Below are 26,211 nucleotides of genomic sequence, written 5' to 3'. Positions count from 1 at the left end.
TGTTCCAAAAAGATGGAAATCTAACATTGTAGAACGCTCCATACAAAGAAAAAAACAGCAGCCCGCTCAAAACGTACTGCTGATTGCTGTGTAATATACACCCTCTGTATGGAATTAACTATTCAATCATCTTCCGGTCAGGAATCATGACTTCACCGGCTGGAGTCGATTGATCCATCCAGTTTTTAATCAGCTCTTTGGCGTATTGGACATCCTTCTTGTCGGCACGACCATAATATACACCGTTTTTACGCATACCTTCGCTCATAATCGTGAAGCTGGAAACCTGAGGTTTGTCCTGTGTCAGCACCTGCTTTGCCAGATCAATAATGAAGGTCGGTTGCATATCAGTCTGAAAATTATCACCCATGATCTGGAACAGCTCCGGAATCTTCGCAATCTGACCCAGATTCAGCATCTTGTTTGCAAAAGCGTTCAGGAAAATTTGCTGCCGATTCGTACGGTTGAAGTCACTGTCTTCGCGGTATCTCACGTAATACAATGCTTCCTGTCCATCATAGATCGGTTTGCCACCCTGAATTGTAAATTTCTCATGATTCGGATCTTTGTTCACGATATCCTTATCAATGGGCAACGATATGCCTCCGAGCGCATCAACGACCTTTTTAATTCCCTGAAAGTCAATCGTTGCATAGTAACCTACATCTGCATCAAGGAACTTTTCTACCGTGTTGATGGACATATTCTCCCCACCGAAGGCGTAAGCATGCGCGATTTTGTCATAATCATCCGCACCGTCCTTGTCGGCATCCCTTCCGACAATCTGAACATAGGTGTCACGCGGAATGGATACCAGCAGCACCCGAGACTCCTTAGGCCTTACAACCGCGTAAATGACTGCATCCGAACGTCCGCGGGAATTCTCATAGTCACGTTTATCCGAGCCCAAAAGCAACACAGAGAAGGGCTCCTTACGATAGACTGTTGGATCAGGCGTATTGTTGCCCTCCTGCGGCACGTAAGAATGAGTTAACTGTGCTTCCACCGTATCCGCGAGAAACAGGTCAAATGCGGCTACAGCGAGCTGCTGACGAAACACATAACCGCCAATGAGCAAAACGACAAGTGAAATCAGTGTTATATATAGGCCTTTGCGACTTTTCTTCTTCTTTTCTTTAGTTCTGCTTTTCATCCATCGATTCCTTCTTCACTCTCAAAATTGAAAATCAATACTACACATTAAACGTTCAACACGTCTGATGACACGCAGTCCCCCGAACTTTTCTATCTTTTCTTCCAGAGCACCGCTGATGCTCGTTCTATTGTAATCATTCCTGCACAATGAAAAGTTACAATCGGGTTAAATTAAAAAGAACAGTATCCTCTTTTTGGGTTACAAAAGGGTCACTGTTCTTCCTTATATTGATTTCACATGTTTATCTTCGTTACACGGAGTGCAGAGGCTCCTTCTGCTTCATCTGCTGCTTCTCCTTCTGACGAAGACGTCCAGTAACAAGTGCTACAATCAAGGTAAGCACGCTAAAAATAACTGCGGACCAGAATAGCCCATTGTACCCTTGGCCTGTCGTTTCATGTACTGCCTGAAGCAGTGCTTCACGTAGATTGGCATCTGGAATTTTAGATAATCCCGTCATGAGGCTGGAGACGTCATTTGCCGATGACCCTCCTGAAGCATATTGCTCCAGCATGGCTGGTGGAACCTCGATGCCTCTTGATGCAAGACCCGCTTGAGTATTAGAACCGAGATTGGAGAACGAACGTGCCAGAAATCCGGCAAAAATCGTTGGAGCAATCGCCATCGCCATCTGGCGGAACAGGGAGCTTGTCGCCACCGCAATGCCTTTATTGTTTTCGCCCGCCTGCTCCGTAACCAGCACGTTGACCGGCGCACCCAGCATCATACCGAAACCAATCCCCACCAGAGTGCTCGCAATAACAAACTGCCATATGTGTTCCACCCACAGCGGAAATAACAGAAAACCGATCGCAGAGAGTAATCCTGCTGCAGATAACGTCCAGATTGGGCCTTTACGGTCCACGAGGTAACCCCCTCCGCCAGCTCCAATCCCCGAAGCCAGAGCAAGAGGAGTAAACCAGTACCCTGAAGCCGTGCTGGATACACCCAGATATTGCTCTACAAAACCTGGAATGAAAATAACCGAGGCCAGAATGGCTCCCGAGAAAAAAGCAATAAGCAGCGTCCAGCGAAAGGACGCAATGCCAAGCAGTTGTGTGGAAACGACCGGTTCACGGTCTGATCCCTCCAGCCTTTTTTCCATATAATAAAAAACAACCAATACAGCCACTCCGGCCAAAAAGAAGCCATAGAACATTGGCGAAGTCATGCTTTGAAGCATGTTCACACCGTTCAGATTACTGAAGCTGTACATCAGACTCAACACACCCAAGCTCAAGACCGCGATACCGCTCCAATCGACAGCTGCACGGCTAAGCTCCTGCTCCTCCTGAATATATTTGATTCCAGCGAGGAACAGCAATATTGCAATCGGTACGTTAATAAGGAACAACCCGTGCCAATTCCCGGTTACATCAAGGATAAACGCCCCGATATTGGGCCCGAGAATAGCTGCAATACCGTTCATACCTCCCAGAAGCCCAAGTGCAGTCCCTTGTCGCTGGGCAGGAAATTTACGAAGTACATAGGAGCTTGCTATGATAAATATCCCGCCACCACCGAGTGCCTGAATGACCCGGGCGATCAGGAAAAAGGTAAATGAAGTGCTCAGCGCCACAAGAAGTGACCCTATCCCAAATAAAGCTACTTCAATTAAAAACAGCTTTTTGCGTCCGAAGCGATCTGACAGCTTGCCTGCAATTGGTACGCTGATCGCAAGTCCTAATGTATAGAGCGTAATTGTCCATGCTCCCCATGTAGGCGATACGCCAAATGAAGCATTCAGCGTAGTCAGCGACGAAGTTATAATTCCGTTATCGAGTGCTGCCATAAATACACCCACCGCAAACAGAATCAACGGCCATTTCATTTCTTTTTGCATCCCTAGTTACCTCCCGTACCAATCTTTTGTTCTGCCCTCGCACCAACGGAATAATACTTAGATATAACTGTTACGAATAACAATGACTCACTGGTCATTTTAAAATAAAATCTATCCTTATGTCAATTGATGAATATAGTTCTAAGCTGTATTTAAAAAAGCTGCACCCTGATTCACAACGAATCAGAGTACAGCACCAACGATGTTTAACCTCTTTTATCACGAAGTACGTCCTTGTGATACCTTCGTTTTTATTGGATCGTTTTCCTAATCCAGCTACTGCATCAGATGGCGGCTAAGAAACTTCTCCATAGCACGATAGAGATCAAGCTGGTTATCTACGTTCGCGAAGCCGTGACCTTCGTTCGTTTTCAGCATATAAGGTACATCGACCCCGCGTTTACGCAGTGCTTCAACAATCTGATCCGACTCGGCCTGTTTGACACGTGGATCATTGGCCCCTTGAACGACAAACAGCGGTGCCTTCATCTGATCAACATGAAACAACGGCGAGATTGCTGTGAGCAATTCTTTATCTTTGACAGGATCACCTACACGTTCATAGAACATATTACGCTCAGATTCCCAGTAAGGCGGCAGAGAGTTAAGCAGTGTAAAGATATTGGATGGCCCAACATAACTGATCCCTGCAGCATAGACTTCCGGCGTGAAGGCAAGGCCCGCCAGTGCTGCATAACCTCCGTACGACCCGCCGTAGATCGCCACCCGCTTCGGATCAACCGTTCCTTCTTTGACCAGCCAGTTCACACCATCTGTAAGATCATCCTGCATTGCTTTGCCCCACTGTTTATTGCCTGCATCCAGAAACTTTTTGCCATAACCTGCAGATCCCCGGAAGTTGACTTGCAGCACGGCATATCCGCGACTTGCCAAAAACTGAATTTCTGGACTATATCCCCATGTATCCCGGGCCCAGGGTCCTCCATGCGGAAGAACGACGAGCGGAAGCTCAGAAGCCTTTGCTCCCGGTGGGAGCGTGAGATACCCATGGAGATCCAGACCATCACGAGATTTATACGTAACAGGCTTCATATCGGCCATTTTCGACTCATCAATCCACGGAGCGGTGTCTGCGAGTTTATCCAGCTTGCCTGTTTTGGAATCATAGAAATAATAGGTGCCCATCGCCTTGTCACTATAGGAGATAAACAGCACCTGACCATTATCACTTGTGCTTAAAATGCTGACCTCCTTGCCTGGAACCTTGGCTTGAATATCCTGCATTAATGTTTTGAACCCATTATCAAAGTACTCATAGTTCACCTTATCAGTCACGTAGACTGCGGCAAGAATCTTTCCTTTTTCTTTGGAAGGAATAATATTACTTACATCGACATCCTTGTTCTCAAAAAGAGTTTTGGTTACCTGCTTGGTTGCGGGACTGTATTCCACAATTGCCATCTTGTCTTGATCAAGATTAGATACCGCATACAGATTTTTATTATCACCAGTAAACATAACCGGAACAAATGTATCTCCCATTTTTGTTGTAAGCAACGGCTTGAACGGCTGATTCTCAGCCTCACGATACATCAGGGAGGACACATTGCCATCACTCGATATAGCTACCCGAATTTTCCCCTCATGGTCTGTCATCCAGCCTGTAATATTGCCTGGATTCTCGGCAGCAAGCACGGCTTCACCTGTATTAATATTAATCCGGTATACATCGAAAATTTTTGGGTCACGCTTGTTCATACCGACCAGAATCTCATCGGGAATATTCTCCAAAGAGTCAATCAGCATCGCTCTTGTGTTCGAATATGGCGTCAGATCCTTACTGTTTTTCCCATTAATATCTGTTACATACAGGTGATAGTTCTCATCTCCAGCCGCATCCTTGAAATAAAGAAGCTTCTCATTGGTTGCCCATGCAAACCCGGCAATACTGCGGTCCGTTTCACTAGTAATCCGTACAGATTTATCCTGTCCGTTCTCCTTAACGACAATATTCATCTGATTGTTCCACGGTTCCATATAAGCCAGATTTTTTCCATCAGGTGACATCTGGAAACCTGCCTGAGCTGGCTGTTTGAAGAAGTCCTCCAGAGGTGTGAGCCCTTCCTTCTTCACATCAAGTCCGAGCGCAAGATACAATGCACTGGCAAATTCGCCATGCGTTACAGCCTGTTTAGCGTTAAATGTGCTGCTCTCCATAATGAAATGCTGCTTCACCCGAATGGCATCTGTCGCATGTACAGCCGGAATCTGGTCAGCATCGCTGTAAACGACCTGTATACCGTTATCCTTCAGTTCAAAAGCCCTGGTGAACAAGGAAGCCATCTGTGCACGTGTAAGCGGAGCGTCCGGCGCATACCCCTTCACATTGCCTTGGATAAGGCCGCCTTGCTTCAATGCATAAATAGCTGGTGCCGACACATCATGCGGATGTACATCTGCAAATCCTGTAAGCACCGGTGGTGCATCCAATTCAAGTACACGCTGTAATATGATTGCTGCTTCTGCTCGTGTAATCGGCGCTGCAACTTCTTTCATTCCGTCCGTGGTGCCATCTATGTATCCCAGTTGCTGAAGGGTCTGTGTTGCCTTGGAAGCGATAGATTCCGAGACAGCCGCTGTAGGCTTTACAGCCTCTGCCGCCTGCACCGCAGGCTGAATCAGGGCCATGGACATGGCCATCGTCAGTGTAAGTGCGTATATTCTTTTGCTAAACTTGTTCAAAAGATTTCCCCCTTATAATTAAATGGTCAATAAGCATGGAATAAGTCAACCCTAATTTTACCATGTTTACATATTCAATAACAATATTTTCTCTGCTTAACTGGTGTCGCGTTAATTTACCTTCGTGCTTGAAAATCCATAATTCAGCAACTTGCGTGTCTCAACAAACCGCGCTTCCCGTGTATCCGTTCCAAAAACAACCGATATTAGACGTTTGCCATTCCGCTCAGCCGTTCCTACAAAATGATAACCACTATCCTTATCGTAACCGGTCTTTAAACCATCATTCCCATCATAAGCATAGACTCCGCCGATGGAAGACAACATCCAATTGGTATTGCTCATATAGATGCCTTTTTGATGCATGGATACCTGCATTTGGCTTGAGGCTTTAAGAATCTCTGGATGATGATTGAGCAAATATCTTGCGAGCTTGCAAGCATCCATGGCGGTCATTAACGTTTGCCCCTGTATATCCTGCGGACGATTCGGACCTAGCATAGCTTCACTTAAACCGGTGGAGTTGGTAAAGTGAGTATCTCCTGACAATCCAATCTCTGCCGCCTTTCGATTCATCCGCTCTACAAACTGATGCTCTGAGCCGCTAATATGCTCTGCAAGCGCAACCGCTGCGTCATTGGCCGAATAGACTGCTACGACCTGAAACAACTCCTCAACAGTGAAGCGATCTCCCTGTTTCAGCGCAAGCTGATTGCCACTAACCGAACTGGCGTATCGGCTGACATTCACCGGATCATCCCAGCGAATATCTCCATTTGCCACCGATTCCATAATAAGCAGCTCCGTCATGAGCTTACTGACACCAGCTGGTGCAATCTCTTCGGAGCCATTGTAGTTCATCAGAATCTGTTCTGAATTCATATCCATCAGCACAGCAGATTCTGCCTTGATGCCTGGCTTGCCCACCAGCATGTCCGGTTTTACGCCCAAATATATAATAATGAGTAAAGTGAACAGCATTCCTGCCCGTTTCCACCATTTTTTCATCGCATGATCACCTCTTACTTATATAGACGAAGCATAGAGGCATTTTGTCTGCACTTTTTTTGAAAAAAGTTAAATTTTTTTTATTTTTTGGTTACAAAAAAACATGGACTCCACCACCCATACCCGAGTGTCGGAATCCATGTCTACATCTTCATTTTAAAGAACTAATTAATTATTGAGCCACAACTGGCTTATCTGCATTTACAGCCAAGTCACTCAGGTAGACACCTGTTCCATCACCAATCGCATAGTTCATAACACGTTTGTTTACTGGAGCTACAACGGCACGATACAACGTAGGGAATACTGGAACCTCATCTACCATGTATTGCTGCCATTCATTGTAGATCTCTTTACGTTTCTCTACATCAAATGCTTCGGCAGAGATACCACGTGCCAGTAATTTGTCATTCTCTTCGCTAGAGAAGCGTGGGAAGTTATACAGAGCATCGCGTCCGTACAAGCCTGATGGATCAACGTCGATACCAACGCCCCAAGCCGCTTGATACACATCTACATTCGGATCATCTTTACCTGTGTTACCTACACGATCATAGAAGTTGTTAAACTCGATCATTTCCAGGTTTACTTTCAAGCCGATGGCTGCCCAAGATTGAACATAATAGCGAGCAAGCGGTTCAGCTGTATCGCCACCTGTCATAGAAATAAAGTTGATTTCAAGTGGTGATCCATCCGGTTTTGTACGGAATTCACCGTTCATTTTGTAACCAGCCTCGTCAAGCAATTTTTTAGCAGCTTCCGGATCATATTTCACACCTGGATTGCTTGAATCATGGAACTCAGGGTGAGAAGGCGGAATCAGCGTTGTTGCATTCCAGCGGAGACCGTTATAGAAACGTTTACCTACTTGGTCATTATCTACAGCCATCCACATCGCTTTACGCAGGTTTTTATCTCCCATTTTGGCGTCAGGGTTAGATTTAACTTTGTTGTTCGCAGCATCCCACGTTCCCAGTTTGAAACCGATGTACGTATACGCACGGTCGATTGCACCCAGGAATTCAACGTTGGACAGGTTTGCATTATCTTTATACTGATCTGTCGGGAAGGCATCTACCAGATCAACACCGCCAGACTTCAGCTCTTGAACAACCGTTGTCGGGTTGATTACTTTCAATGTCACTTTGTCCAGTTTTGGAGTTCCACGCCAGTAGTCTTCGTTTTTAACAAAAGTTACAGACTCACCAGGAGTGATGGTTTCAATTTTAAATGGACCAAAACCGATTGGCTTCTCACGTACTTCTTTGGAAGAAGACATTTTTGCTACATCCATACCACCGAAGATGTGTTTAGCGAGAGGATATGTCCATACGCCGCCTGTCAGCAGGGATGGTGTTGCTTCTTTATACGTAATGCTGATTTTTTTGTCGCTCAGCACTTTAATACCAGAGATTGTTTTTGCTTTTCCAGCATGGAACTCGTCCATACCTACTACACTTGTGAAGTTAGAATCATAACGTGGGCCGTCATAGCCCTTGCTACCAATAACCTCATATGCAAACTGCAAGTCTTCAGCCGTTACCGGCTTGCCATCATGCCAGTTTACATTGTCACGAATGGTAAGTGTGAATGTTTTACCATCCTCGGAAGTTTCATATGTTGCTGCGCCGTCATTCGTGTAGACATAGTCTTTGTCCCAAGTCAGCAAACCTTCGTCAAACCATTGCAGCACCTGTGAATCCGGATTACCGGAATAGAAGTTATAGTTCAATGTTCCTTCGAACGCTGTATCGGATACGAGACCAAAAGTCAAAGATCCACCTTCAATTGCAGTACCTTCATTTTTTTTAACATTACTGAAGTCTTCAATAGAGTAAACCCCTTCTTCTTTCGCAGGCTTTTCCTCCGTTTTTCCTTCTTCTGTTTTTGCTCCCGGTGCAGGTGTTGCTGCCTCTTTTTCGGAGCACGCCGCAAGCGCCAATACAAAGACCAGCATCATCGTGAAAAATAGTGCTCGTGAAAACAATACCTTTTTCATGAACCTTTCCTCCCTTTTTTTAACCTCTTCTTTGTCTTGCATCCGTCGCACGCTTCAAGGCTTGTCCGACATTATTTATACTCAACATCAATACTAGAATCAGTATTGATGCAGGTAGCCATATCCACCATCTGTACTCCAACGTTTGCGGATTACGTGCATAACTTACAAGTGTTCCAAGACTGGGCGTACTTTCAGGAAAACCAAACCCCAGGAAAGACAACCCGGATTCAAGACCAATATTAGATGCCAGATTCAACGTCATCGTAACGATAATAATTGAACTCAGATTGGGAAGTAGCTGTGAGACAATAATTTTGAAATGAGAAGATCCCAGCGTTTTGGATGCTTTAATATACTCCAATTCACCTTCCTGAAGGGCCTTGGATCGAATCAGCCTGGCAATCCCCATCCATAGGAAGGCAGTCATAATCAGGGAAAATGAAACGATATTATACTTCGGTACAGCCGTTACAAAGGCGATAACCATCATCAGGAACGGCAGGATCATGAAAAAGTCCACTACACGCATGAACATATTATCAATCATTCCACCGAAGTATCCCGATAATACACCCACCAAGATACCGATGAATCCGGTCATCACCGTGACCAGAATCCCGATTGTTAACGAGTTTCGTGTACCAATGACAAGCTGACCAAATACATCTCGACCACCATAATCTGTGCCCAGCCAGTACTGTGCTGATGGTGGCTCGTATAGTGCAAACAGATCAACTTTAACAATCTCATCCTGATCCAGAATCATGGACGTTCCGTACACAAGGACAACAACCAATCCTAAAAAAATGAGGGAAACCAAGGCTACCTTGTCCCTGACCAGCTCTCGCCATAATATCCTCCAGCTAGAGGGGCTTTTATCGTTTTTTTGTGAAGATATTACCACATCGTTGACACTGCTCATCTGTTTTCACCCCGAAATCTTCAAGTTCTTACTTAATGCGAATACGCGGATCGACCAATCCCAGAATAATATCAGACAGCAACGATCCTAGAATCGTAGCAATTCCGTATAATAATACGAGTGCTGTAACAACACTGAAATCCCGTAGCGAGATGGAATTCAGGAACAACTGCCCCATACCCGGATAACTGAATATACTTTCGATAAAAATGGTCCCACCAATCAGCCCCGTAATCTCATATCCGAAAAATGCTGCAATCGGCAACAGGGAGTTTCGCAAAATATGTCTGTTGTAGATTCGGGATTCTGAAGCACCCTTGGCTCTCGCCGTAAGCACAAATTCCTTGTGTTTGATGTCGATGATCTCACTGCGCAAATATTGTACCGTGGATACGGTAGAGATTAATGCCATGGATAGTGCCGGCAGGAGCAAGTGATGAATTTTACTTATCACATATTCAAATGTGCCTGGCGTGAGGCCCGGTGCCACACTTCCTCCAGTCGGGAACCAGCCAAAACGGAAGCCGAAAATCCAGACCATAACCAGAGCGAAGATAAACAGCGGTGCTGCAAATCCCAGGTATGTATAACCTGTAATCAAACGGTCAGACCACGTATCGTTGTAACGTCCGCTAATAATACCGAGCGGGATCGCGATAAGATACGTAAGAATGAGCGTTGCCAAAGCAAGCCAGAACGTGTTGGCAATCCGTTGACCGATAAGGTCGGTTACTGGCATTTTGAAACGGAAGGATTGTCCAAAGTCACCGATTGCAGCATGACTGATCCAGTCCCAATACTGCACATACCATGGATTGTTCAGTCCCAGTCGTTCACGCTGCTCTTCCAGCGCTTTCGGGTCAATACTCGGATCAAGCAGCCCGGTCAATGCGTCTCCTGGCATGGCTTTGGCCATCAGGAAGACAAGAATGCTAAGCAAAAATATTTGGGGAATCATAATAAATATTCGGCGTACAATAGTTTTCCACATATGGCCTTCAACCTTTCTGAGGTAGAGCTACCCGGTGAGTATCGGAAATGGATTGGAGCGAATAAGCAAGCCCTTCCTCATCGAAGAAATTGCGGTATGAGTTTTCATACTCGGATTTGATCTGTTGTCGGAAAGCAATCATTTCCTCACGTTTGGTCGGGTCCATATCCGGAATTGCTGCGATAAGACGCTTCGTGTAAATATGCTGGGGATTTTCAAAAATATCATCTGTCGTCCCTTGTTCTACATATCGACCTTTATACATAATTCCGATCTGGTCACACATATGGCGTATAATGCCAAGATCATGACTGATAAACAGATACGTTAGATTGAGTTCCTTCTGAATCTCTTGCATAAAGTTGAGTACCTGAGCTTGTACAGATACATCAAGTGCGGATACTGGCTCGTCAGCGATAATCAGCTTCGGCTTGAGAGCAATGGCACGAGCAATCCCAATCCGCTGTCGCTGCCCGCCTGAAAATTCATGCGGGTATTTGTAGATGGATTCGGGACTAAGCCCTACCTTTTCCAGCAAACTTGCGACCTGTCTCTTCTCTTCTGTTGCCGTCAGACGTTCATAGTTACGAAGAGGCTCAGCAATGATATCCAAAACCCTCTTCTTAGGATTAAGCGAGGAATACGGATCTTGAAAAATCATCTGCACATCCCGCTGGAGCTGACGATCTTTACGTCGTTCTCGGGTTAAATCCTTGCCGTTAAATAAAATTTTTCCTGCCGTTACATGGTTCAGACCAATTACAGCTCTACCTGTTGTAGTCTTGCCTGAGCCTGATTCTCCAACAAGACCATATGTCTGGCCCTCTCCGATGGAGAAGCTGACATCATCAACAGCCTTGACGCTGCCAATCTCCCGTTTAAGTAATCCTCCGCGAATTGGAAAGTGTATCTTGAGTCCCTCTACTTCGAGTAATGCCATTATGTTATTCCTCCTCCGCTTGATCAGGGAAATGAAAATGCTGATAGCAGGTACACCTTACGAAGTGACCTGGTGCAATTTCATGCATTTGCGGGTTTTCTTCGTGAGCTGATTCGCTGATCCAAGGAATACGCGCCTTAAAGCGGCAGCCTTGTCGAGGAAGATTTTTGAGCGATGGTACAATACCTTGAATAACATGCAACTTGGATTTTTCTTCGGTTATAGTAGGAATAGAGTTCAGCAATGATCTTGTGTATGGATGCTTTGCGTTTGTCATGAGTGTTACGATATCCGCTATTTCAACAATTTCACCTGCGTACATTACTGCAACCCGATCTGCCATCTCGGCTACAACACCAAGATCGTGGGTGATAAGAATAATGCCCGCATTAATTTCGTGCTTCAACTCGCGAATCAATTCAAGAATTTGCAACTGAATCGTAACGTCAAGCGCTGTTGTCGGTTCATCGGCAATCAGCAGCTCCGGCTTGTTCGCTATCGCTATCGCAATAACAACACGCTGTCTCATGCCACCAGATAATTCGTGGGGATATTGCTTGTATAATTGTTCGGGACGAGCAATCCCTACTTGGTCCAATAAGTGAATAACCTTATCTTTCTTTTCCTTTGAAGACAGCTTCGGTTGATGAAGCGTAAGAATCTCTTCAATCTGTTCACCTATGATCATGAGAGGATTGAGTGCGGATAAAGGGTCCTGAAAAATCATGGCTATTTCTTTTCCACGCAGTTTGTTCATCTGACTTGGAGGGAGATTAGCGATATCCTGCCCTTTGTAGAGAATTTGGCCTTCGATTTTGGCTTTATTGTGTAGGCCCATCAGCGAGAATGCAAAAGCACTTTTACCTGAGCCGGACTCACCTACAATAGCCAATACTTCATTTTTTTTAACTTTAAGGTTCACGTGGTCAACTGCTGCATAATAATCATCTTCAATTCTGAATGATGTAGTAAGTTCCTTGACTTCCAATAGCTCATTATTCAAATCAATCACCCTAACCCCGTAAATTCCGCAGACTGTATTCGTGAGTAAATGAATGCATCCACTGTATATTTCTATGTTCTTTTAAAAATGAACAAAAATGTATACAAATTGCCTTTTCGTAGACAGAATCCAGATTATAAGAATCAATTTAAACCATTGGTCAATTAATGTTGATAATTCCTAGCGGAATTATAATTACAAATAATTACTGTAATCATACGTGTAATTTTAGCTAACGTCAATCATTATTTTGTGTTTCTTGGAATAAATGTTTTCTTTACTATAGTTTTGGGTATTAGTTTTAACCAAAAGGTATCTATATCGAGGATTATTAAGGTTTGACAAGGTTTAATCGTTCATGTGGGGGCTAATTCTGATAGATAGCAGGAGTGAGTTTTGCCAAGCTCTCAAGGTCTATATATAACATATATATAACACCTATTGTATTTTTTATGATTATGCTCACACTGAATAACATAAATATGTAATTTACATGTCATATATAGGGGGATTTTGTCGATTAAAAAGAAATGTATTTTAAGAATCCAATAGCGCTACGATAAGCATCTATGCAACATTTGTAAGGAAAGCGTCAAAATCTAGTTATTCTAGTATAGTTTTATTTATTTGTTGCTGTAAAGAGTTAATTGTCACTTTTGTACATTTATTTTACAAAAGAAAGAAAAAAGTCCTACGATACGCAGGACTTTTCTAATATTTATACATAAAAACGAATATTATATAATATCTCATTATGGCGCAGCTGGAGGTCTTTTCCCACGCTTCAGATCACGGATGCTTAAACCAAAGTCCATCTGCAGATGAGGATAATCTGGAAAGTCCGTCCAGTCGCCGCCCCAGGTAAATCCCATCTCTTTCGCCAAAGCTACAACTTCCATCCAATCCGCTTTCCCATTGCCATTATCATCACGTTCCATATCCCACACGATATCTCCCTCAGGAGTTTTTAAGGCAAAATCAATGGCAAGCCCATAGTTGTGATAGGACTCCCCTCCTCTTGCATTCGTAACAATATTTCCTGATGTGGATCGTCCCTGGGCAAAGAGTGCATCCTGTTCTTCCACACTCCTGTACCCATGTGTAATTACAACATGAATACCACGCCTCGCCGCCATACGAACCAGTACACCCTCGTTCTCAGCAACCACCGGATGTAATCCCGTGATAGGCATCGGTTCGGGGATCGTCTGCGTCTGATCCGGCCATAACTCACCCATATCTCCTTTTTGCTGTAACCATAGATATACTATAGATATAAACATTGTTGCAATGATCCAGTTCCTCAAGCTTTTCCTTCTTCGTAATTTTTCCTTACGCTGTATAGAATTCATATACTCTCCCGATGTTATTTCTGATTCAATCCTTATTCACATGCTGCATAGCAAATTTTTTTTCACGACTAGTTATACTCTATTATAATTCATCTCCCTTTTGAAAGCTTCTTTTGTAAACAATACATGATTATACGTTTTCATTTTCTCTAATTTTCATAAGAACTGTTCCTGCAGCAGATGTTCAAAAACACAAAAAAGCAGCCGGCTATAAGCCGACTGCTCTTGTATGCAAACTGAGTAGAAACTACTCAGTTGTGTATGGCAGCAATGCGATTTGACGGGAGCGTTTGATTGCAATCGTCAGCATGCGTTGATATTTAGCGCTAGTACCTGTTACACGGCGTGGCAAAATTTTTCCACGTTCGCTGATAAATTTACGAAGCAAGTCCGTATCTTTATAGTCGATGTGAGTGATTTTGTTCGCTGTGAAGAAGCACACTTTACGACGTTTGTTGCGACCACCACGACGTGCCGGTCTTTTATCGTCTCCGCCTTCTCTTTGCTTGAAGCCCATGCTTTTCAGTCCTTTCCTATCATGTAACCCATATCTCGTAACGAGTATCGGCTCACGTTAAAATGGCAAATCATCATCCGATATATCAATCGGTTTTCCGTCATCGGAAAAAGGATCCTGATTGTTGCTACGCGCAGCATTATTGTTGCTGGCACGTCCGCCGCCTCCATAAGAAGGCTCTTCACGCATAGGTTGTCCCCCGCCGCCACCGCCATCACGGTTAGCTGACTCCAAGAAACGAACATTATCGGCAATGACTTCGGTCACGTATACACGTTTACCTTCGTTATTTTCGTAGTTCCGTACTTGAATGCGTCCTTCGACTGCAGCCAGACGACCTTTACGCAAATAGTTTGCACAGGTCTCAGCAAGCTGTCTCCAGGTTACGACCGGAATAAAATCTGCTTCCCGCTCTCCCCCCTGGCTTGTAAACGGTCTGTCTACGGCCAAAGTAAATTGTGTCACGGCTACTCCTGCTGGAGTGTAACGCAATTCAGGATCCCGGGTTAACCGGCCGATCAGAATGACACGGTTCAACAATGTAATCCCCTCCTTCTGAGCGTATTGGTGCGATAATCACGAGTTAATTGTCTTAGGCAGACTTAACGTCGTTAGTAATGAGATAACGAATAACTTCGTCGGAAATTTTCATGAGACGCTCAAGCTCAGTAACTACTGCTGGTTCAGCAGTGAAGTGTACCAGAACATAAACACCATCACGGAATTTCTTGATCTCATACGCAAGACGGCGTTTACCCATAACGTCGTGAGCTGTAACCTCACCACCGCCGTTGGAGATGATGCCTTGGAATTTATCGACTGTAGCTTGAACAACTTCTTGCTCAACGTCAGGACGAATAATGTACATCACTTCATATTTGCGCATAATTTTCACCTCCTTATGGACTCTGGCCCTCAATCCAGGTTGAGAGCAAGGAACGAGCACAAACTCGAACTATATTAATATAACAAATCTCCAGACGAAATGCAAGCAAACGTTCCCTGTGCAGATTGGTACATATTCTCCAACATGATCAGTCCATAACTTGAACACACTATAGAAGCAACACTGATCTCATTCTGTTAAGGAGGCTGTTTGATATGGGTGAACGAACCGAATTTGAACCAGGTGATAAAGCACCGAACGATGGAGAGTACACGGAAGTCGGAGAGAACAGTTTTCATACGGAAATTAACAATCCTAAGCGAGTTACGTTGAAGAAAGGCGAAGCCTTCCCGGAAACCAGCAACCATAACCGCAAGTGGAAAAAGCTGACCAAGGCTCGGGTGCACTAAAATATTTTCGTATTGTTCACGTATATAAAAACTCAATATGCACATAATACAATCAGGCGGTACACAAGAGAGGTGTGGTTCCGTTGGACAACGAAGCCGATTTTTCGCTGTTGGAGATGCATCACGTAATATAAGAAGCATATGGGTGTGTAAGACCTTGTTCTGAAGCACACGTATTGCAAGCATGCAGTACAGCCAACGTTTCTGTCGTTACGACCGATTGTGATCTGACTAAACCTGTGCCGCCGGATAGAGAGCCCTTCGGGGCTCTTTATTTTTTCATTCACAAAACAATAAAAAAAGAACCTTCCCAATGGAAGGCTCTCTGCATCCTATAGTTCAAAACTCCATTCCAGGAGCTTATATAAACATTTGTAGTTACCACTAAGTAAAAAAGTGAAGTGGCGGAAAGGGTGGGATTCGAACCCACGCACGCTGTGACACGCCTAGCTGATTTCGAGTCAGCCCCCTTGGGCCTCTTGGGTACCTTTCCGCAGCAAAATTGATTATATCATGCTTGCAGAAGGATTGCAATACCTATGCCCCGCCTGCATGTAAACGTTATTTTCGAGCATATAACGTTCACTCCATCCATGTGCTGATATAATTGATTCGGGCTGCAAAACAGCCATTCGCTTACGCGTCAGAGCCTCAGGATTCCGCGTTTTCTTCTGCGGAACGCAGCACTTTTTTCATATTTTTCTCAAACTTGGCTCTAGGAATTAACACGCTGTGTTTGCAGCCAACACATTTGATCCGTATATCCATACCCATGCGAATGATTTCCATCTCATTGCTGCCACAGGGGTGCTGCTTTTTCATCTGCACAATATCTCCAAGCTGGAAAACTTTACGCTCCACCTGCACCATCTCCCTCATCATTATCCAGCGCAGCGGCCTGTTCCAATGCAGCCTGCTTGCTTCTCTCATGATACTCCAAAATTTTCTTCACATCACCTTGGATCTGCCTTTCCACCGAAGCTCTCGAATTGGGCATACATTCAGATACAATACGAATAACATATTCCGAGGTTGACATGGACTGTATACCCAACACATCAGGAACCTTCACGATATTCAGATTGCGCTCCTCGATCCCAGCCAGTGACTGCTTCACCAGATGTACAGACTCATCTAGTGTCAGATCGGCCTTCATCGGGATATCAACGACCGCCAAGGAATTGGACATGGAATAATTAGTCACACTTGCAATCGTGCCGTTCGGAATAATGTGAACTTCCCCCTGCCAGCTTACAAGTTTGGTGGTTCTTAGCCCAATAACCTCAACCGTTCCCTTATACGACCCTGTCTGGATAACGTCCCCTACGGCAAATTGATCCTCTAAAATAATGAAGAATCCGGTGATCACGTCCTTCACCAAACCCTGAGCACCAAAACCAATGGCAAGTCCTAGTACACCGGCACTGGCAAGTAAAGGACCGACCTGAATATCAATCTCCGATAGCAGTAACAGAATCATAATGAAATTACAGGTTATCGAGGTCGCATTTTTTAACAGCTCTCCAATCGTTACGAATCTACGGGGATTCACACGAATTTTGCCTTCCTGTTTACGAGCCATAGAGCGATCAATAATCCGGTACACCACTTTAATCACAATACGCGTAATAATAAAAATAATCAGGATGCGGATCGAACTGAACATGATGTTAAGCCACATATCCGCATCTGAAATTTTGTCCCATACCTTATCCGTCCAGCGAATGGCGTTACTCACTGCCTGTGTAGCAGTATCTGATTCTTGCTTTCCTTGAGCAAAGTAAAAAGGCCCCATGCCTGATCTCTCCTCTACATCGGTATGTTATCATAGCTGTCTTCCGTTTTGAAATAGAGGCCGCGAATCTCAACAAACTCATCCCGAATAATTTTCTGTACGCGTGGCAAATCCTCTTTGGGAAATTGAATACACAGAGCACATCCTGCAGTAATCTCCTTAGGGGTCGGAAACAAGTCAATCTCGATCTCGGCGAACTCCAGCAGCATCTCTGCTCGCAAAGCCTGTTGTGTAGAGTCAAAAGCAATCAGCATCCAATCATCGATCCATTCGTCCATATTCTGCTCCTTTCATGCTATGGCCGGCTCTCTTCCCAAAAGCAAAAAGCCTGTCCTTCCGAAGTATAAAACACTCTACCTTTCCATATACTGTTACTACTATTCCAAGGGAAAGGATAGATCCTATGAATCCTACTTCGCGTTCCTTTTCGTCACAAGATATGACTAGTTTGAAAATACCTCACACCGAGCCAGGCGTGCATTCTGCTATTGTACATCGTTTGATGTTTCATCTCTACAAGGCGCATTCCCTGCAAAATGTAGTCATCGTCTGCATCGGCACAGACCGCTCTACCGGCGATTGCCTTGGACCTCTGGTGGGTACGTCACTCGCCAAATGGGACAGCCCTCTGTTTCACCTGTATGGTACGCTCGATGAACCGGTGCATGCGGTTAATTTGCAGGATACACTTCAGAAGATTTACGAAACCCATCACAATCCATATGTAATCGGCATTGATGCTTGTCTCGGCCAATCCTCCAGTGTGGGCTGTATTCAGGTCGTAAACGGCCCTCTCAAGCCTGGCGCAGGGGTAAATAAAGAATTACCGCCGGTCGGCGATATCCATCTGACAGGTATCGTTAACGTCGGCGGTTTTATGGAATACTTTGTGCTCCAGAATACACGACTTAGTCTAGTCATGCGCATGTCTGAAATTATATCCAGCAGTCTCTATTCAGCCATTCGGGAATGGCATACCCGTTCTACTCTGCTTGCTGTGCCAGAATAATTGCTTCCTTCTCCTCTGGGGAAAGTGTATACGATGACTCTCCCCCTTTTAGAGGTTTTGCATATACATATGAACCGTCACGATTGAATAACCCCGTAAGAATCATACCATCCTGACTGTCATTAATCATGGCTATAGAAAAGCTCAGGTCGCTACCACGCTCTCCGTACGCGTTATACCTTTTCACGCCGACCTTGCCCTGTATACGAGCCAACTTCTGCAATGCTGCTTGCAGCTGATTCGTCTGCAGCTTGTGTTCATCCTCGATGCTGTCCATCTGAATTTTCAGATTAATCAGCAGGGATTCCAGGTCCTCCACACCACTGCCAGCCATCATGGCTTCATATTTACGTTTGAATTTCCGTAACCTTGCCCCTTGAGCAATACTTACAATCAATAGAATCAACGTAAGTAATGCCAATCCGCCAATAATCCATAACAGCTGTTCCAGAATCAGCTCATTTAATTCAGCCATGTAAGTGCAACTACCCCTCTATGTTTTTGATCAGATTCACGTCTGTCCGCATTCCTTAGCTTTTATTATAGATCAACCTGTTATACAAGCAATTCATCATATATTTCCAAAATAAATATAGTGCATTCATATGGTGTGTCGTTAGTTCACCTTGGTTAGCTCCGTTACTGCCCGAATCAATTGATCCACCTGTCCTTGCGTCGAATTGTAGCCTACACTGGCTCGAACGGCTCCAGTTCCCGTGGTACCAGCCGATTCATGTGCCAGTGGTGTACAATGAAAGCCAGAACGTACAGCAATACCATAGTTTCGATCCAGTCGGAATGCCAGCTGAGCAGCATCATATCCTTCCACAACAAAGGATACTAATCCCGTTCGTGGTTGTCCAATATCAGGACCTAACATTCGAATACCTTTTATAGAAGAAAGTCCTTCCATAATACGCTGCGTTAGCTGCCATTCATGCTGATAGATCCTTGAAGGTGTCATCCCAAGTACATGCTTTACTCCTGCTCCTAATCCTGCAATGCCTACCGTATTTGGAGTACCTGCCTCATAGCGATCAGGGCGCACCTTTGGCTGCTCCAAAGCTTCGGACTGACTACCTGTTCCCCCATGCAGCAGAGGCTGTATATCCAGCTCAGGAGCGATATATAAACCACCTGTTCCCTGCGGTCCCAGCAAACCTTTATGTCCGGGAAAAGCAAGCATATCAATGCCAAGCTGCTGTACATCTATGGGAAGTATTCCAGCACTCTGAGCGGCATCAACAAGTAATATAGACCCGTGCTTACGACACAGCTGTGCAATCTCACCAATAGGCAAGATGCTACCTAGAAGATTGGAACTATGGGTACAAACCACCAAACGGGTGTTTTTACGAAACATATGTTCCATCTTTTTTAGCTCGATTACACCAGAAGCATCTACAGGTACATAATCAACCTCTATTTTACCTTGCATGCGCAAAAACTCCAACGGCCGTCTGACCGAATTATGCTCTGCCATCGTCGCAATCACATGATCACCTTGCCGAAGAGCACCTTGAATTGCAAGGTTAAGTGCCTCCGTTGTATTGGAGCCAAATGAAATATCATTCGGATTGTTGACAGCAAACAGCTTCGCGATCTCTTTCCTTGTTTCAAATAAGACTCTGCTGGCCTGCACAGCCATACGATGACTACCTCTTCCAGGGTTAGCACCGGCGAACTCCAGCGCATGCATCATCGCCTCACCCACAGCAGGTGGTTTGGGCCACGAAGTTGCTGCATGATCAAGATATATCATCTTCTCCATTTCTAACCACCTCTGTTCATAAGGGTGCATTGCTAGGGTCACACAAACAAAGAATGACATATCGTTTCTCCAGAACACAGAGTCGATATGTCATGACATGAGTAGCTCTGCATGTTGTTAACGAACCACTCAAGCTGCTATTGTAACAATTCCAATAACCGCTCGAGATCCTGCTTGCTGTAGTAGTTGAGCTCTATTTTACCTTTATCCTTTTGACCATGCTTTATTTTCACTGTCGTTTTAAACCGTTCACGCAGTGATTCTTCCAGGGTATCAATAAAGGGATCTTTCTTTTTTAATTTGCTCTTAGCTTTAGCTTCACCTGTTTTGGAACGATCCAGCTGTTGAACAGCCTCTTCAAGCTCGCGCACACTCCACTGCTGATCAATGGACTGCTTAGCCAGCTGCTTAACCAGACTTTCATCCTTCACACCCACAATGGCACGTGCATGGCCCATTGATAATGTTCCACGTGAAACATGATCCTTAACTTCCTCTGGTAAAGACAGCAAACGCAAAAAGTTGGCAATATGAGAGCGTGATTTACCCACCTTCACAGACAACTCTTCTTGAGTTAGCGAAAATTGATCCATCAGCCCTTGATAAGCTACCGCTACTTCCATTGCGTTCAGATTTTCCCGCTGCAGGTTTTCAATCAGAGCAATCTCCATAACCTGCTGATCATTAAAAGTACGAACTACAGCGGGAACGGTAGCATTGCCACAATACTGTGATGCTCTGAATCTGCGCTCTCCTGCTATAATCTCATATCCTCGAAGCACAGGTCGAACGATGATGGGTTGAATCACACCATGCTGCCGGATTGATTCCGCCAGTTCATGAATGGCTTCCTCATCAAATGCTTTACGCGGCTGATAAGGGTTAGCCCGCAGTTGGCTAATCGGGATTTCTACGACTTTATCGTCGTCATTAATTGAAAGCGAAGGAATGAGGGCATCCAGTCCTTTTCCAAGCCGCTTACTCATAAGAAATCACTTCCTTTGCGAGCTCTAAATACACTTCCGCTCCTCTGGATCGAGGATCATACGTAATAATAGACTGCCCGTGAGATGGCGCTTCACTAAGTCGTACATTACGAGGAATTATAGTCTGATACACTTTTTGTTGAAAATACTTCTTCACTTCTTCTATAACCTGAATACCCAGATTGGTACGAGCATCAAACATCGTCAACAACACACCCTCAATCTGAAGGGAAGTATTCAAATGCTTCTGCACCAGACGAACCGTGTTGAGCAACTGACTCAGCCCTTCTAATGCATAGTATTCACACTGAATAGGAATAATCACTGAATCAGAAGCGGTCAACGAGTTAATTGTCAGCATACCGAGCGACGGCGGACAATCAATCAGAATATAATCGTAATTATTTTTCACCTGTGCAAGCGCCTTTTTCAGACGAACTTCTCGCGATATGGTAGATACCAGTTCGATCTCGGCTCCGGCAAGTTGGATCGTTGCAGGTATGATATGAAGACCATCAATCTGTGTCTCCGCGATTGCTTCCTGGGTAGGCACATCATTAATAAGAACGTCATATATACAATTCGCCACATCTGCTTTATTAATCCCGACTCCGCTCGTTGTATTCCCTTGGGGGTCAATATCTACAAGCAGTACCTTCTTTCCGAGTGAAGCAAGTCCTGCACCCAAGTTAACCGATGTCGTTGTTTTCCCCACACCGCCCTTTTGATTTGCTACGGCCATAATCTTAGACAATACCTTCACCTCAAATAAAATAGAAGTCTTTTCTAGTAGGTTGTGAGTTACAGTTAACAATAAGCAGGCGGACATTGTGCGCACGAATAACAACTACCGTTTTAGCAAAACGATTGTTCATCTTCACGTCATACACCATCTGACTATTGAGACAGAAAAAGCGGCCCATTGCCGCCTTGGAAGCTTCAATTATTTGCGTTTTGGGATATGAATAACGATCTCATAATGATCCTCATGATCAGCTTCTTTAGTTTTGATATCCATACCTGAGCCAGTCACCATATCAATGGATTGACGAATCGTATTGAGCGCCAGCCTTACATCCTTGGTGAACGATACACGCTTGGACTTTTTGATCTTCGATGCTTCCTTGTAAAAGGCAACACGTGCCTCTGTCTGCTTCACATTCAATTCCTTGTCGATAATCTCACCCAGCAATTTTAGCTGCAGCTCTTCCGTATCAAGGGATAACAATGCTCTTGCGTGTCGTTCTGATATTTTTCGCTCCATTAAGGCTGTTTTTATACCTTCAGGAAGCTGCAACAATCGAATCTTGTTGGCAATGGTAGACTGACTTTTGCCAAGCCGCTGTGCAAGGCTCTCCTGCGTCAGATGATGCAGGTCTATCAGCTTTTGGTAGGCAACCGCTTCCTCAATAGAGGTTAAGCCCTCACGCTGTAAATTCTCGATCAAAGCAATGGATGCCGCCTGAGAATCATTAAATTCACGCACAATAGCTGGAATATGTTCTAAGCCCAGCTTACGAACCGCACGCCATCGCCGCTCACCAGCGATGATCTCATAGGAGCCATTTCGTACACGTACAACAATCGGTTGAATAACGCCATGAGTTTTGATCGTTTGCAGTAGCTCATCAATTTTATCGTCATCAAAAATAGTACGGGGTTGATATGGACTACTCACAATTTCATTAACAGGGACCTGTTTAACTTCATCTCCGTTATTGCGATCCGCCAAACCAAACAACTTCGAGAATTGTTCTTTCATTCCGTAGATTACCACCTAGTTTCGTAATAGCTCCCGCATGCAAGCAGGTGCTTCTTATTCCATAAGCGAGATTCACATTCAACTTCCTGAAATAAGTTATGCCATCGTATCACTTGCTCTTGCTAACATGAAATGCTTATCATTATATCTATATGAACTAATCTATGATCACTGATTATGCAGGATCGGCTACTTCTATTCTATCATCTTTTTGTCCATAATCCTATGTTTACCTATTCTTTAAAGCCAGCAAATTTTCCTGCTTTATTTTGATTATTGTGGGCAAATTGATATTTAGTTTTATTATAAAAATAAAACAAAAGAGGATGTTTCACGTGAAACATCCTCCCTGCTTTGCCATCTTCTATTTTTGACGTAATCTAGTCAACTCCATTACGTTCAAGCTTTCTTTTTTACACCAGCGGTGTCTTGAGTGGTGTTCCAGGTTTACGAGGATACTTATGCGGAGTCTTATCAAACTTCTGAATCAAAATGATATGACGTTCCGATTCCTCCACGGGCAGCTGAAACGGATGCACAGCCTTTACCCGGCCCTTTAACTGATTAAAGCTGAACTCCGCTTCCTTCATTTCATCGCGCGGGTCTCCCCCCTTCATCGCAGCAAACATACCGCTCTTACGCACAAAAGGAAGACAAAATTCATTCAATACCGCAAGCTTGGCTACTGCGCGTGCCGTAACCAGATCATAGCTGTCGCGATATCCTTCCTTGCGGCCCAGCTCTTCGGCACGACCATGGATCAGCTCCACCTGTTCAAGCCCCAGTGTATCCACTACATGCTGCAGGAAGCCAATTCGTTTGTTTAACGAGTCAATGATCGTAAGCTGCAGATGAGGAAAACAAATTTTCAGCGGCAATCCAGGAAAGCCTGCTCCCGAACCAATATCAGCAAGTTTATATACCTTCGTCATATCCGTATAAAATGCCAACGATACCGAATCATAGAAGTGCTTTGTATACACCTGCTCACGGTCAGTAATACCGGTCAGATTCATTTTTTCGTTCCAGGAAACAAGCTCTTGATAATACAATTCGAACTGTTCCAACTGGAGTTCTCCGATTTCCAAGCCATGCTCTTTCAAGCGTAGCTGTAGTTGCTTTTGAATATCGTCCATTATTGTCCCCTTGCTGCGGTAACGCGGTTATAATGCTCCAGATATACAAGCAGGATGGAGATATCCGCAGGTGTAACACCAGCAATACGAGATGCTTGACCAATGGAGATTGGACGGATCTTCGCAAGCTTCTGCTTGGCTTCCATCGCAAGACCATGAATCTCATCATATACGATCGTGTCTGGAATCTTCTTTTTCTCCATTTTCAACAAACGTTCCACGTGGATCAATTGCTTCTCAATATAACCCGCATATTTAATTTGAATCTCGACCTGTTCTTTCATGTCAGCCGTCAGCTCCACCTCGGAAGGTGAAATCTGCTCAATCCAGTCATAACCGATCTCTGGACGACGCATTAGATTCAGCAGCGTGCTGCCATCCTGAATCGGTGTTGAACCAATCTCGCCCAGCTTTGCATTGACGTCAACAGGACGAACCTTTGCCTCTTTCAAACGATTGATCTCCTGCTCCACTTTCGCTTTTTTGTCCAGGAAAGTCGCATAACGCTCTTCCGTAATCAAGCCAATATCATGGCCGATTTCAGTGAGACGCATATCCGCATTGTCATGACGGAGCAGCAGACGATACTCGGCGCGAGAGGTCAGTAGGCGGTAAGGCTCATTCGTTCCCTTTGTAACGAGGTCATCAATGAGTACACCGATATAACCTTGGGAACGGTCGAGTACAATGGCTTCCTTGCCCTGTACTTTCCGTGCCGCATTAATGCCTGCCATAACCCCTTGTCCCGCTGCTTCTTCATAACCGGATGTCCCATTAATTTGACCCGCAGTGAATAGACCTGGGAGACGCTTCGTTTCCAGTGAAGGCCACAATTGGGTGGGCACCATTGCATCATATTCAATCGCGTAACCGTTACGCATCATTTCGACCTTTTCCATACCTGGAATAGAGCGCAGTACAGCGAGTTGTACATCCTCTGGCAGACTTGTAGACAAGCCCTGAACGTAATACTCGGACGTATTTTTACCTTCCGGCTCAAGGAAAATCTGGTGCTTCGGCTTATCGCTGAAACGTACGATTTTGTCCTCAATGGATGGGCAGTAACGTGGGCCTGTTCCTTCAATTACACCAGAGAACATCGGTGCACGATGCAAGTTATCATTAATGATCTGATGTGTCTCCACAGATGTATAGGTCAGCCAGCAAGGCAGCTGCTCATTGTCTGAAGATTTGGTCTCATAGGAGAAAAACTTCGGCTCATCGTCACCCGGCTGAATTTCAGTTTTGCTAAAATCAATCGTATCCTTGTGCACACGTGGTGGTGTACCTGTTTTGAAACGAACCAGCTCGAAGCCCAGCTCACGCAGATGCTCCGACAATTTAAGGGAGGGCTGCTGATTGTTTGGTCCACTCTCATACATCAGCTCACCCATAATTACTTTACCGCGCAGGTATGTGCCTGTCGTCAGCACCACCGCTTTGGCACGATACTCTGTACCTGTTTGAGTAACAACCCCGACACACTGGCCATCTTCCACGATCAGACGATCAACCATCCCCTGACGCATCGTCAGATTAGGTTCCTTCTCCATCGTTTCCTTCATTGTATGCTGATAAGAGAATTTATCTGCCTGCGCACGCAGTGCATGAACAGCAGGGCCTTTCCCCGTATTCAACATCCGCATCTGGATAAAGGTTTTGTCGATATTCCGTCCCATTTCTCCACCAAGTGCATCAATCTCACGTACGACGTGTCCTTTAGCCGGTCCCCCAATGGATGGGTTACAAGGCATGAAGGCCACCATGTCGAGGTTGATCGTAATCATCAGCGTTTTGGAACCCATGCGGGCTGCTGCAAGAGCTGATTCCACCCCGGCATGTCCTGCTCCAACGACAATGACATCATAACTGCCGCCATCAAAAGCCATGTGTAATTACCTCCTTATTTCACTGTTATCTATATGAAACCAACACTTCCTGGCAACAACATCATTCCATCCTTTGACAACGGGCAGAGATTGCACCTTTCCATCATACACGACCCTTTCAATAAATAGG

At 44.8% G+C, this 26,211-nt stretch carries 25 protein-coding genes and 1 tRNA gene; 2 read left to right on the top strand and 24 right to left on the bottom strand.

From position 1 onward, the window contains the following. Window positions 1–118: 118 nt before the first annotated feature. The 13 genes from DFQ00_RS13035 to rpsF form a co-directional block, all read right to left on the bottom strand. Window positions 119–1,153, bottom strand: a complete 1,035-nt coding sequence (locus DFQ00_RS13035) for an LCP family protein (protein WP_110896926.1) — start codon at window positions 1,151–1,153, stop codon at window positions 119–121. Between the two features lie 253 nt (window positions 1,154–1,406). Continuing rightward, the gene (locus DFQ00_RS13030) at window positions 1,407–2,999 is read right to left on the bottom strand and encodes an MFS transporter (RefSeq protein ID WP_110896925.1); all 1,593 of its coding nucleotides are present in this window, start codon (window positions 2,997–2,999) and stop codon (window positions 1,407–1,409) included. A gap of 276 nt (window positions 3,000–3,275) precedes the next feature. Further along, window positions 3,276–5,702, bottom strand: coding sequence for a S9 family peptidase (locus DFQ00_RS13025; protein ID WP_110896924.1), 2,427 nt, complete (start codon window positions 5,700–5,702; stop codon window positions 3,276–3,278). Between the two features lie 111 nt (window positions 5,703–5,813). After that, the gene (locus DFQ00_RS13020) at window positions 5,814–6,710 is read right to left on the bottom strand and encodes a D-alanyl-D-alanine carboxypeptidase family protein (protein ID WP_110896923.1); all 897 of its coding nucleotides are present in this window, start codon (window positions 6,708–6,710) and stop codon (window positions 5,814–5,816) included. A 172-nt stretch (window positions 6,711–6,882) separates the two neighbouring features. Beyond that, window positions 6,883–8,709, bottom strand: a complete 1,827-nt coding sequence (locus DFQ00_RS13015; RefSeq protein WP_110896922.1) for an oligopeptide ABC transporter substrate-binding protein — start codon at window positions 8,707–8,709, stop codon at window positions 6,883–6,885. A 19-nt stretch (window positions 8,710–8,728) separates the two neighbouring features. Further along, window positions 8,729–9,634, bottom strand: coding sequence for an ABC transporter permease (locus DFQ00_RS13010; protein ID WP_110896921.1), 906 nt, complete (start codon window positions 9,632–9,634; stop codon window positions 8,729–8,731). Between the two features lie 28 nt (window positions 9,635–9,662). Further along, window positions 9,663–10,625 carry an oligopeptide ABC transporter permease gene (gene opp4B / locus DFQ00_RS13005; RefSeq protein ID WP_110896920.1) on the bottom strand — a complete coding sequence of 321 codons (963 nt, stop codon included), beginning with the start codon at window positions 10,623–10,625 and terminating at the stop codon, window positions 9,663–9,665. A gap of 7 nt (window positions 10,626–10,632) precedes the next feature. Beyond that, window positions 10,633–11,565, bottom strand: coding sequence for an ABC transporter ATP-binding protein (locus DFQ00_RS13000; RefSeq protein ID WP_110896919.1), 933 nt, complete (start codon window positions 11,563–11,565; stop codon window positions 10,633–10,635). A gap of 4 nt (window positions 11,566–11,569) precedes the next feature. Next, window positions 11,570–12,568, bottom strand: coding sequence for an ABC transporter ATP-binding protein (locus tag DFQ00_RS12995; protein ID WP_110897080.1), 999 nt, complete (start codon window positions 12,566–12,568; stop codon window positions 11,570–11,572). 752 nt (window positions 12,569–13,320) lie between these two features. Further along, on the bottom strand, window positions 13,321–13,806 hold the full coding sequence (locus DFQ00_RS12990) for a M15 family metallopeptidase (RefSeq protein ID WP_425271021.1): 486 nt from the start codon (window positions 13,804–13,806) through the stop codon (window positions 13,321–13,323). Between the two features lie 361 nt (window positions 13,807–14,167). Further along, complete coding sequence (gene rpsR, locus DFQ00_RS12985) at window positions 14,168–14,437, bottom strand: 30S ribosomal protein S18 (protein ID WP_090923587.1); 270 nt, start codon at window positions 14,435–14,437, stop codon at window positions 14,168–14,170. Between the two features lie 57 nt (window positions 14,438–14,494). Beyond that, window positions 14,495–14,977 (bottom strand): single-stranded DNA-binding protein, encoded by a 483-nt coding sequence (gene ssb, locus DFQ00_RS12980; RefSeq protein ID WP_110896917.1) that lies wholly within the window; start codon window positions 14,975–14,977, stop codon window positions 14,495–14,497. A gap of 52 nt (window positions 14,978–15,029) precedes the next feature. Then, entirely contained in the window at window positions 15,030–15,323 is a 294-nt protein-coding gene (rpsF, locus tag DFQ00_RS12975; protein WP_024629534.1) for a 30S ribosomal protein S6, read from the bottom strand. Window positions 15,324–15,538: 215 nt separating this feature from the next. On the opposite strand from rpsF, the gene DFQ00_RS12970 reads away from it, so the two are divergent. Next, a complete protein-coding gene (locus tag DFQ00_RS12970; RefSeq protein ID WP_110896916.1) occupies window positions 15,539–15,733 on the top strand; it encodes a YjzC family protein in 195 nt (64 codons plus the stop codon). Between the two features lie 402 nt (window positions 15,734–16,135). Here DFQ00_RS12970 and DFQ00_RS12965 read toward each other — a convergent pair. The 4 genes from DFQ00_RS12965 to DFQ00_RS12950 all read right to left on the bottom strand — a co-directional run bounded on the left by DFQ00_RS12965 (window position 16,136) and on the right by DFQ00_RS12950 (window position 17,806). Continuing rightward, window positions 16,136–16,226: transfer RNA gene (locus DFQ00_RS12965), tRNA-Ser, on the bottom strand. A 158-nt stretch (window positions 16,227–16,384) separates the two neighbouring features. Next, window positions 16,385–16,594: a DUF951 domain-containing protein gene (locus DFQ00_RS12960; protein ID WP_110896915.1), complete on the bottom strand. Its 210-nt coding sequence runs from the start codon at window positions 16,592–16,594 to the stop codon at window positions 16,385–16,387. Continuing rightward, window positions 16,584–17,528 (bottom strand): mechanosensitive ion channel family protein, encoded by a 945-nt coding sequence (locus tag DFQ00_RS12955; protein ID WP_244213824.1) that lies wholly within the window; start codon window positions 17,526–17,528, stop codon window positions 16,584–16,586. The genes DFQ00_RS12960 and DFQ00_RS12955 overlap by 11 nt, the downstream gene beginning before the upstream one ends. A gap of 14 nt (window positions 17,529–17,542) precedes the next feature. Next, window positions 17,543–17,806 (bottom strand): putative Se/S carrier protein, encoded by a 264-nt coding sequence (locus DFQ00_RS12950; protein WP_174812198.1) that lies wholly within the window; start codon window positions 17,804–17,806, stop codon window positions 17,543–17,545. Between the two features lie 125 nt (window positions 17,807–17,931). Between DFQ00_RS12950 and yyaC the strand changes: the two genes are divergently transcribed. Beyond that, the gene (gene yyaC / locus DFQ00_RS12945) at window positions 17,932–18,537 is read left to right on the top strand and encodes a spore protease YyaC (RefSeq protein ID WP_110896914.1); all 606 of its coding nucleotides are present in this window, start codon (window positions 17,932–17,934) and stop codon (window positions 18,535–18,537) included. Here yyaC and DFQ00_RS12940 read toward each other — a convergent pair. From DFQ00_RS12940 to mnmG, 7 genes are all read right to left on the bottom strand, one after another. Next, window positions 18,512–19,012, bottom strand: a complete 501-nt coding sequence (locus tag DFQ00_RS12940) for a DUF4446 family protein (RefSeq protein WP_110896913.1) — start codon at window positions 19,010–19,012, stop codon at window positions 18,512–18,514. The two genes, yyaC and DFQ00_RS12940, sit on opposite strands and share 26 nt — an antisense overlap. 141 nt (window positions 19,013–19,153) lie before the next feature. Continuing rightward, on the bottom strand, window positions 19,154–20,308 hold the full coding sequence (locus tag DFQ00_RS12935; protein ID WP_110896912.1) for an aminotransferase class V-fold PLP-dependent enzyme: 1,155 nt from the start codon (window positions 20,306–20,308) through the stop codon (window positions 19,154–19,156). 137 nt (window positions 20,309–20,445) lie between these two features. Beyond that, window positions 20,446–21,294, bottom strand: a complete 849-nt coding sequence (locus DFQ00_RS12930) for a ParB/RepB/Spo0J family partition protein (protein WP_110896911.1) — start codon at window positions 21,292–21,294, stop codon at window positions 20,446–20,448. Then, a complete protein-coding gene (locus DFQ00_RS12925; protein WP_110896910.1) occupies window positions 21,287–22,048 on the bottom strand; it encodes a ParA family protein in 762 nt (253 codons plus the stop codon). The genes DFQ00_RS12930 and DFQ00_RS12925 overlap by 8 nt, the downstream gene beginning before the upstream one ends. Window positions 22,049–22,237: 189 nt before the next feature. Next, a complete protein-coding gene (gene noc / locus DFQ00_RS12920; protein ID WP_110896909.1) occupies window positions 22,238–23,056 on the bottom strand; it encodes a nucleoid occlusion protein in 819 nt (272 codons plus the stop codon). A gap of 413 nt (window positions 23,057–23,469) precedes the next feature. Continuing rightward, the gene (gene rsmG, locus DFQ00_RS12915) at window positions 23,470–24,192 is read right to left on the bottom strand and encodes a 16S rRNA (guanine(527)-N(7))-methyltransferase RsmG (RefSeq protein WP_110896908.1); all 723 of its coding nucleotides are present in this window, start codon (window positions 24,190–24,192) and stop codon (window positions 23,470–23,472) included. After that, the gene (gene mnmG / locus DFQ00_RS12910) at window positions 24,192–26,081 is read right to left on the bottom strand and encodes a tRNA uridine-5-carboxymethylaminomethyl(34) synthesis enzyme MnmG (RefSeq protein ID WP_110896907.1); all 1,890 of its coding nucleotides are present in this window, start codon (window positions 26,079–26,081) and stop codon (window positions 24,192–24,194) included. Before mnmG ends, rsmG begins: the two co-directional genes overlap by 1 nt. Window positions 26,082–26,211 lie beyond the last annotated feature (130 nt).

Source organism: Paenibacillus barcinonensis, assembly GCF_003217495.1.
Taxonomy (GTDB): Bacteria; Bacillota; Bacilli; order Paenibacillales; family Paenibacillaceae; genus Paenibacillus; species Paenibacillus barcinonensis.
The sequence above is the reverse complement of the archived record's forward strand: the minus strand, read 5'-3'. Positions and strand labels throughout refer to the sequence as shown.

What these genes read in the sequence shown, in the direction of transcription:
- DFQ00_RS13030 (WP_110896925.1), bottom strand. Translation starts at nt 2,999, where the DNA reads ATGCAAAAAGAAATGAAATGGCCGTTGATTCTGTTTGCGGTGGGTGTA.
- DFQ00_RS12930 (WP_110896911.1), bottom strand. Translation starts at nt 21,294, where the DNA reads ATGAGTAAGCGGCTTGGAAAAGGACTGGATGCCCTCATTCCTTCGCTT.
- opp4B (WP_110896920.1), bottom strand. Translation starts at nt 10,625, where the DNA reads ATGTGGAAAACTATTGTACGCCGAATATTTATTATGATTCCCCAAATA.
- rpsF (WP_024629534.1), bottom strand. Translation starts at nt 15,323, where the DNA reads ATGCGCAAATATGAAGTGATGTACATTATTCGTCCTGACGTTGAGCAA.
- yyaC (WP_110896914.1), top strand. Translation starts at nt 17,932, where the DNA reads ATGAATCCTACTTCGCGTTCCTTTTCGTCACAAGATATGACTAGTTTG.
- DFQ00_RS13020 (WP_110896923.1), bottom strand. Translation starts at nt 6,710, where the DNA reads ATGAAAAAATGGTGGAAACGGGCAGGAATGCTGTTCACTTTACTCATT.
- rpsR (WP_090923587.1), bottom strand. Translation starts at nt 14,437, where the DNA reads ATGGGCTTCAAGCAAAGAGAAGGCGGAGACGATAAAAGACCGGCACGT.
- DFQ00_RS12940 (WP_110896913.1), bottom strand. Translation starts at nt 19,012, where the DNA reads ATGGCTGAATTAAATGAGCTGATTCTGGAACAGCTGTTATGGATTATT.
- DFQ00_RS12935 (WP_110896912.1), bottom strand. Translation starts at nt 20,308, where the DNA reads ATGGAGAAGATGATATATCTTGATCATGCAGCAACTTCGTGGCCCAAA.
- DFQ00_RS13000 (WP_110896919.1), bottom strand. Translation starts at nt 11,565, where the DNA reads ATGGCATTACTCGAAGTAGAGGGACTCAAGATACACTTTCCAATTCGC.
- rsmG (WP_110896908.1), bottom strand. Translation starts at nt 24,192, where the DNA reads ATGGACGATATTCAAAAGCAACTACAGCTACGCTTGAAAGAGCATGGC.
- DFQ00_RS13010 (WP_110896921.1), bottom strand. Translation starts at nt 9,634, where the DNA reads ATGAGCAGTGTCAACGATGTGGTAATATCTTCACAAAAAAACGATAAA.
- DFQ00_RS12955 (WP_244213824.1), bottom strand. Translation starts at nt 17,528, where the DNA reads ATGGGGCCTTTTTACTTTGCTCAAGGAAAGCAAGAATCAGATACTGCT.
- noc (WP_110896909.1), bottom strand. Translation starts at nt 23,056, where the DNA reads ATGAAAGAACAATTCTCGAAGTTGTTTGGTTTGGCGGATCGCAATAAC.
- mnmG (WP_110896907.1), bottom strand. Translation starts at nt 26,081, where the DNA reads ATGGCTTTTGATGGCGGCAGTTATGATGTCATTGTCGTTGGAGCAGGA.
- DFQ00_RS13015 (WP_110896922.1), bottom strand. Translation starts at nt 8,709, where the DNA reads ATGAAAAAGGTATTGTTTTCACGAGCACTATTTTTCACGATGATGCTG.
- DFQ00_RS12970 (WP_110896916.1), top strand. Translation starts at nt 15,539, where the DNA reads ATGGGTGAACGAACCGAATTTGAACCAGGTGATAAAGCACCGAACGAT.
- DFQ00_RS13035 (WP_110896926.1), bottom strand. Translation starts at nt 1,153, where the DNA reads ATGAAAAGCAGAACTAAAGAAAAGAAGAAGAAAAGTCGCAAAGGCCTA.
- DFQ00_RS12950 (WP_174812198.1), bottom strand. Translation starts at nt 17,806, where the DNA reads ATGGACGAATGGATCGATGATTGGATGCTGATTGCTTTTGACTCTACA.
- DFQ00_RS12990 (WP_425271021.1), bottom strand. Translation starts at nt 13,806, where the DNA reads ATGGGTGAGTTATGGCCGGATCAGACGCAGACGATCCCCGAACCGATG.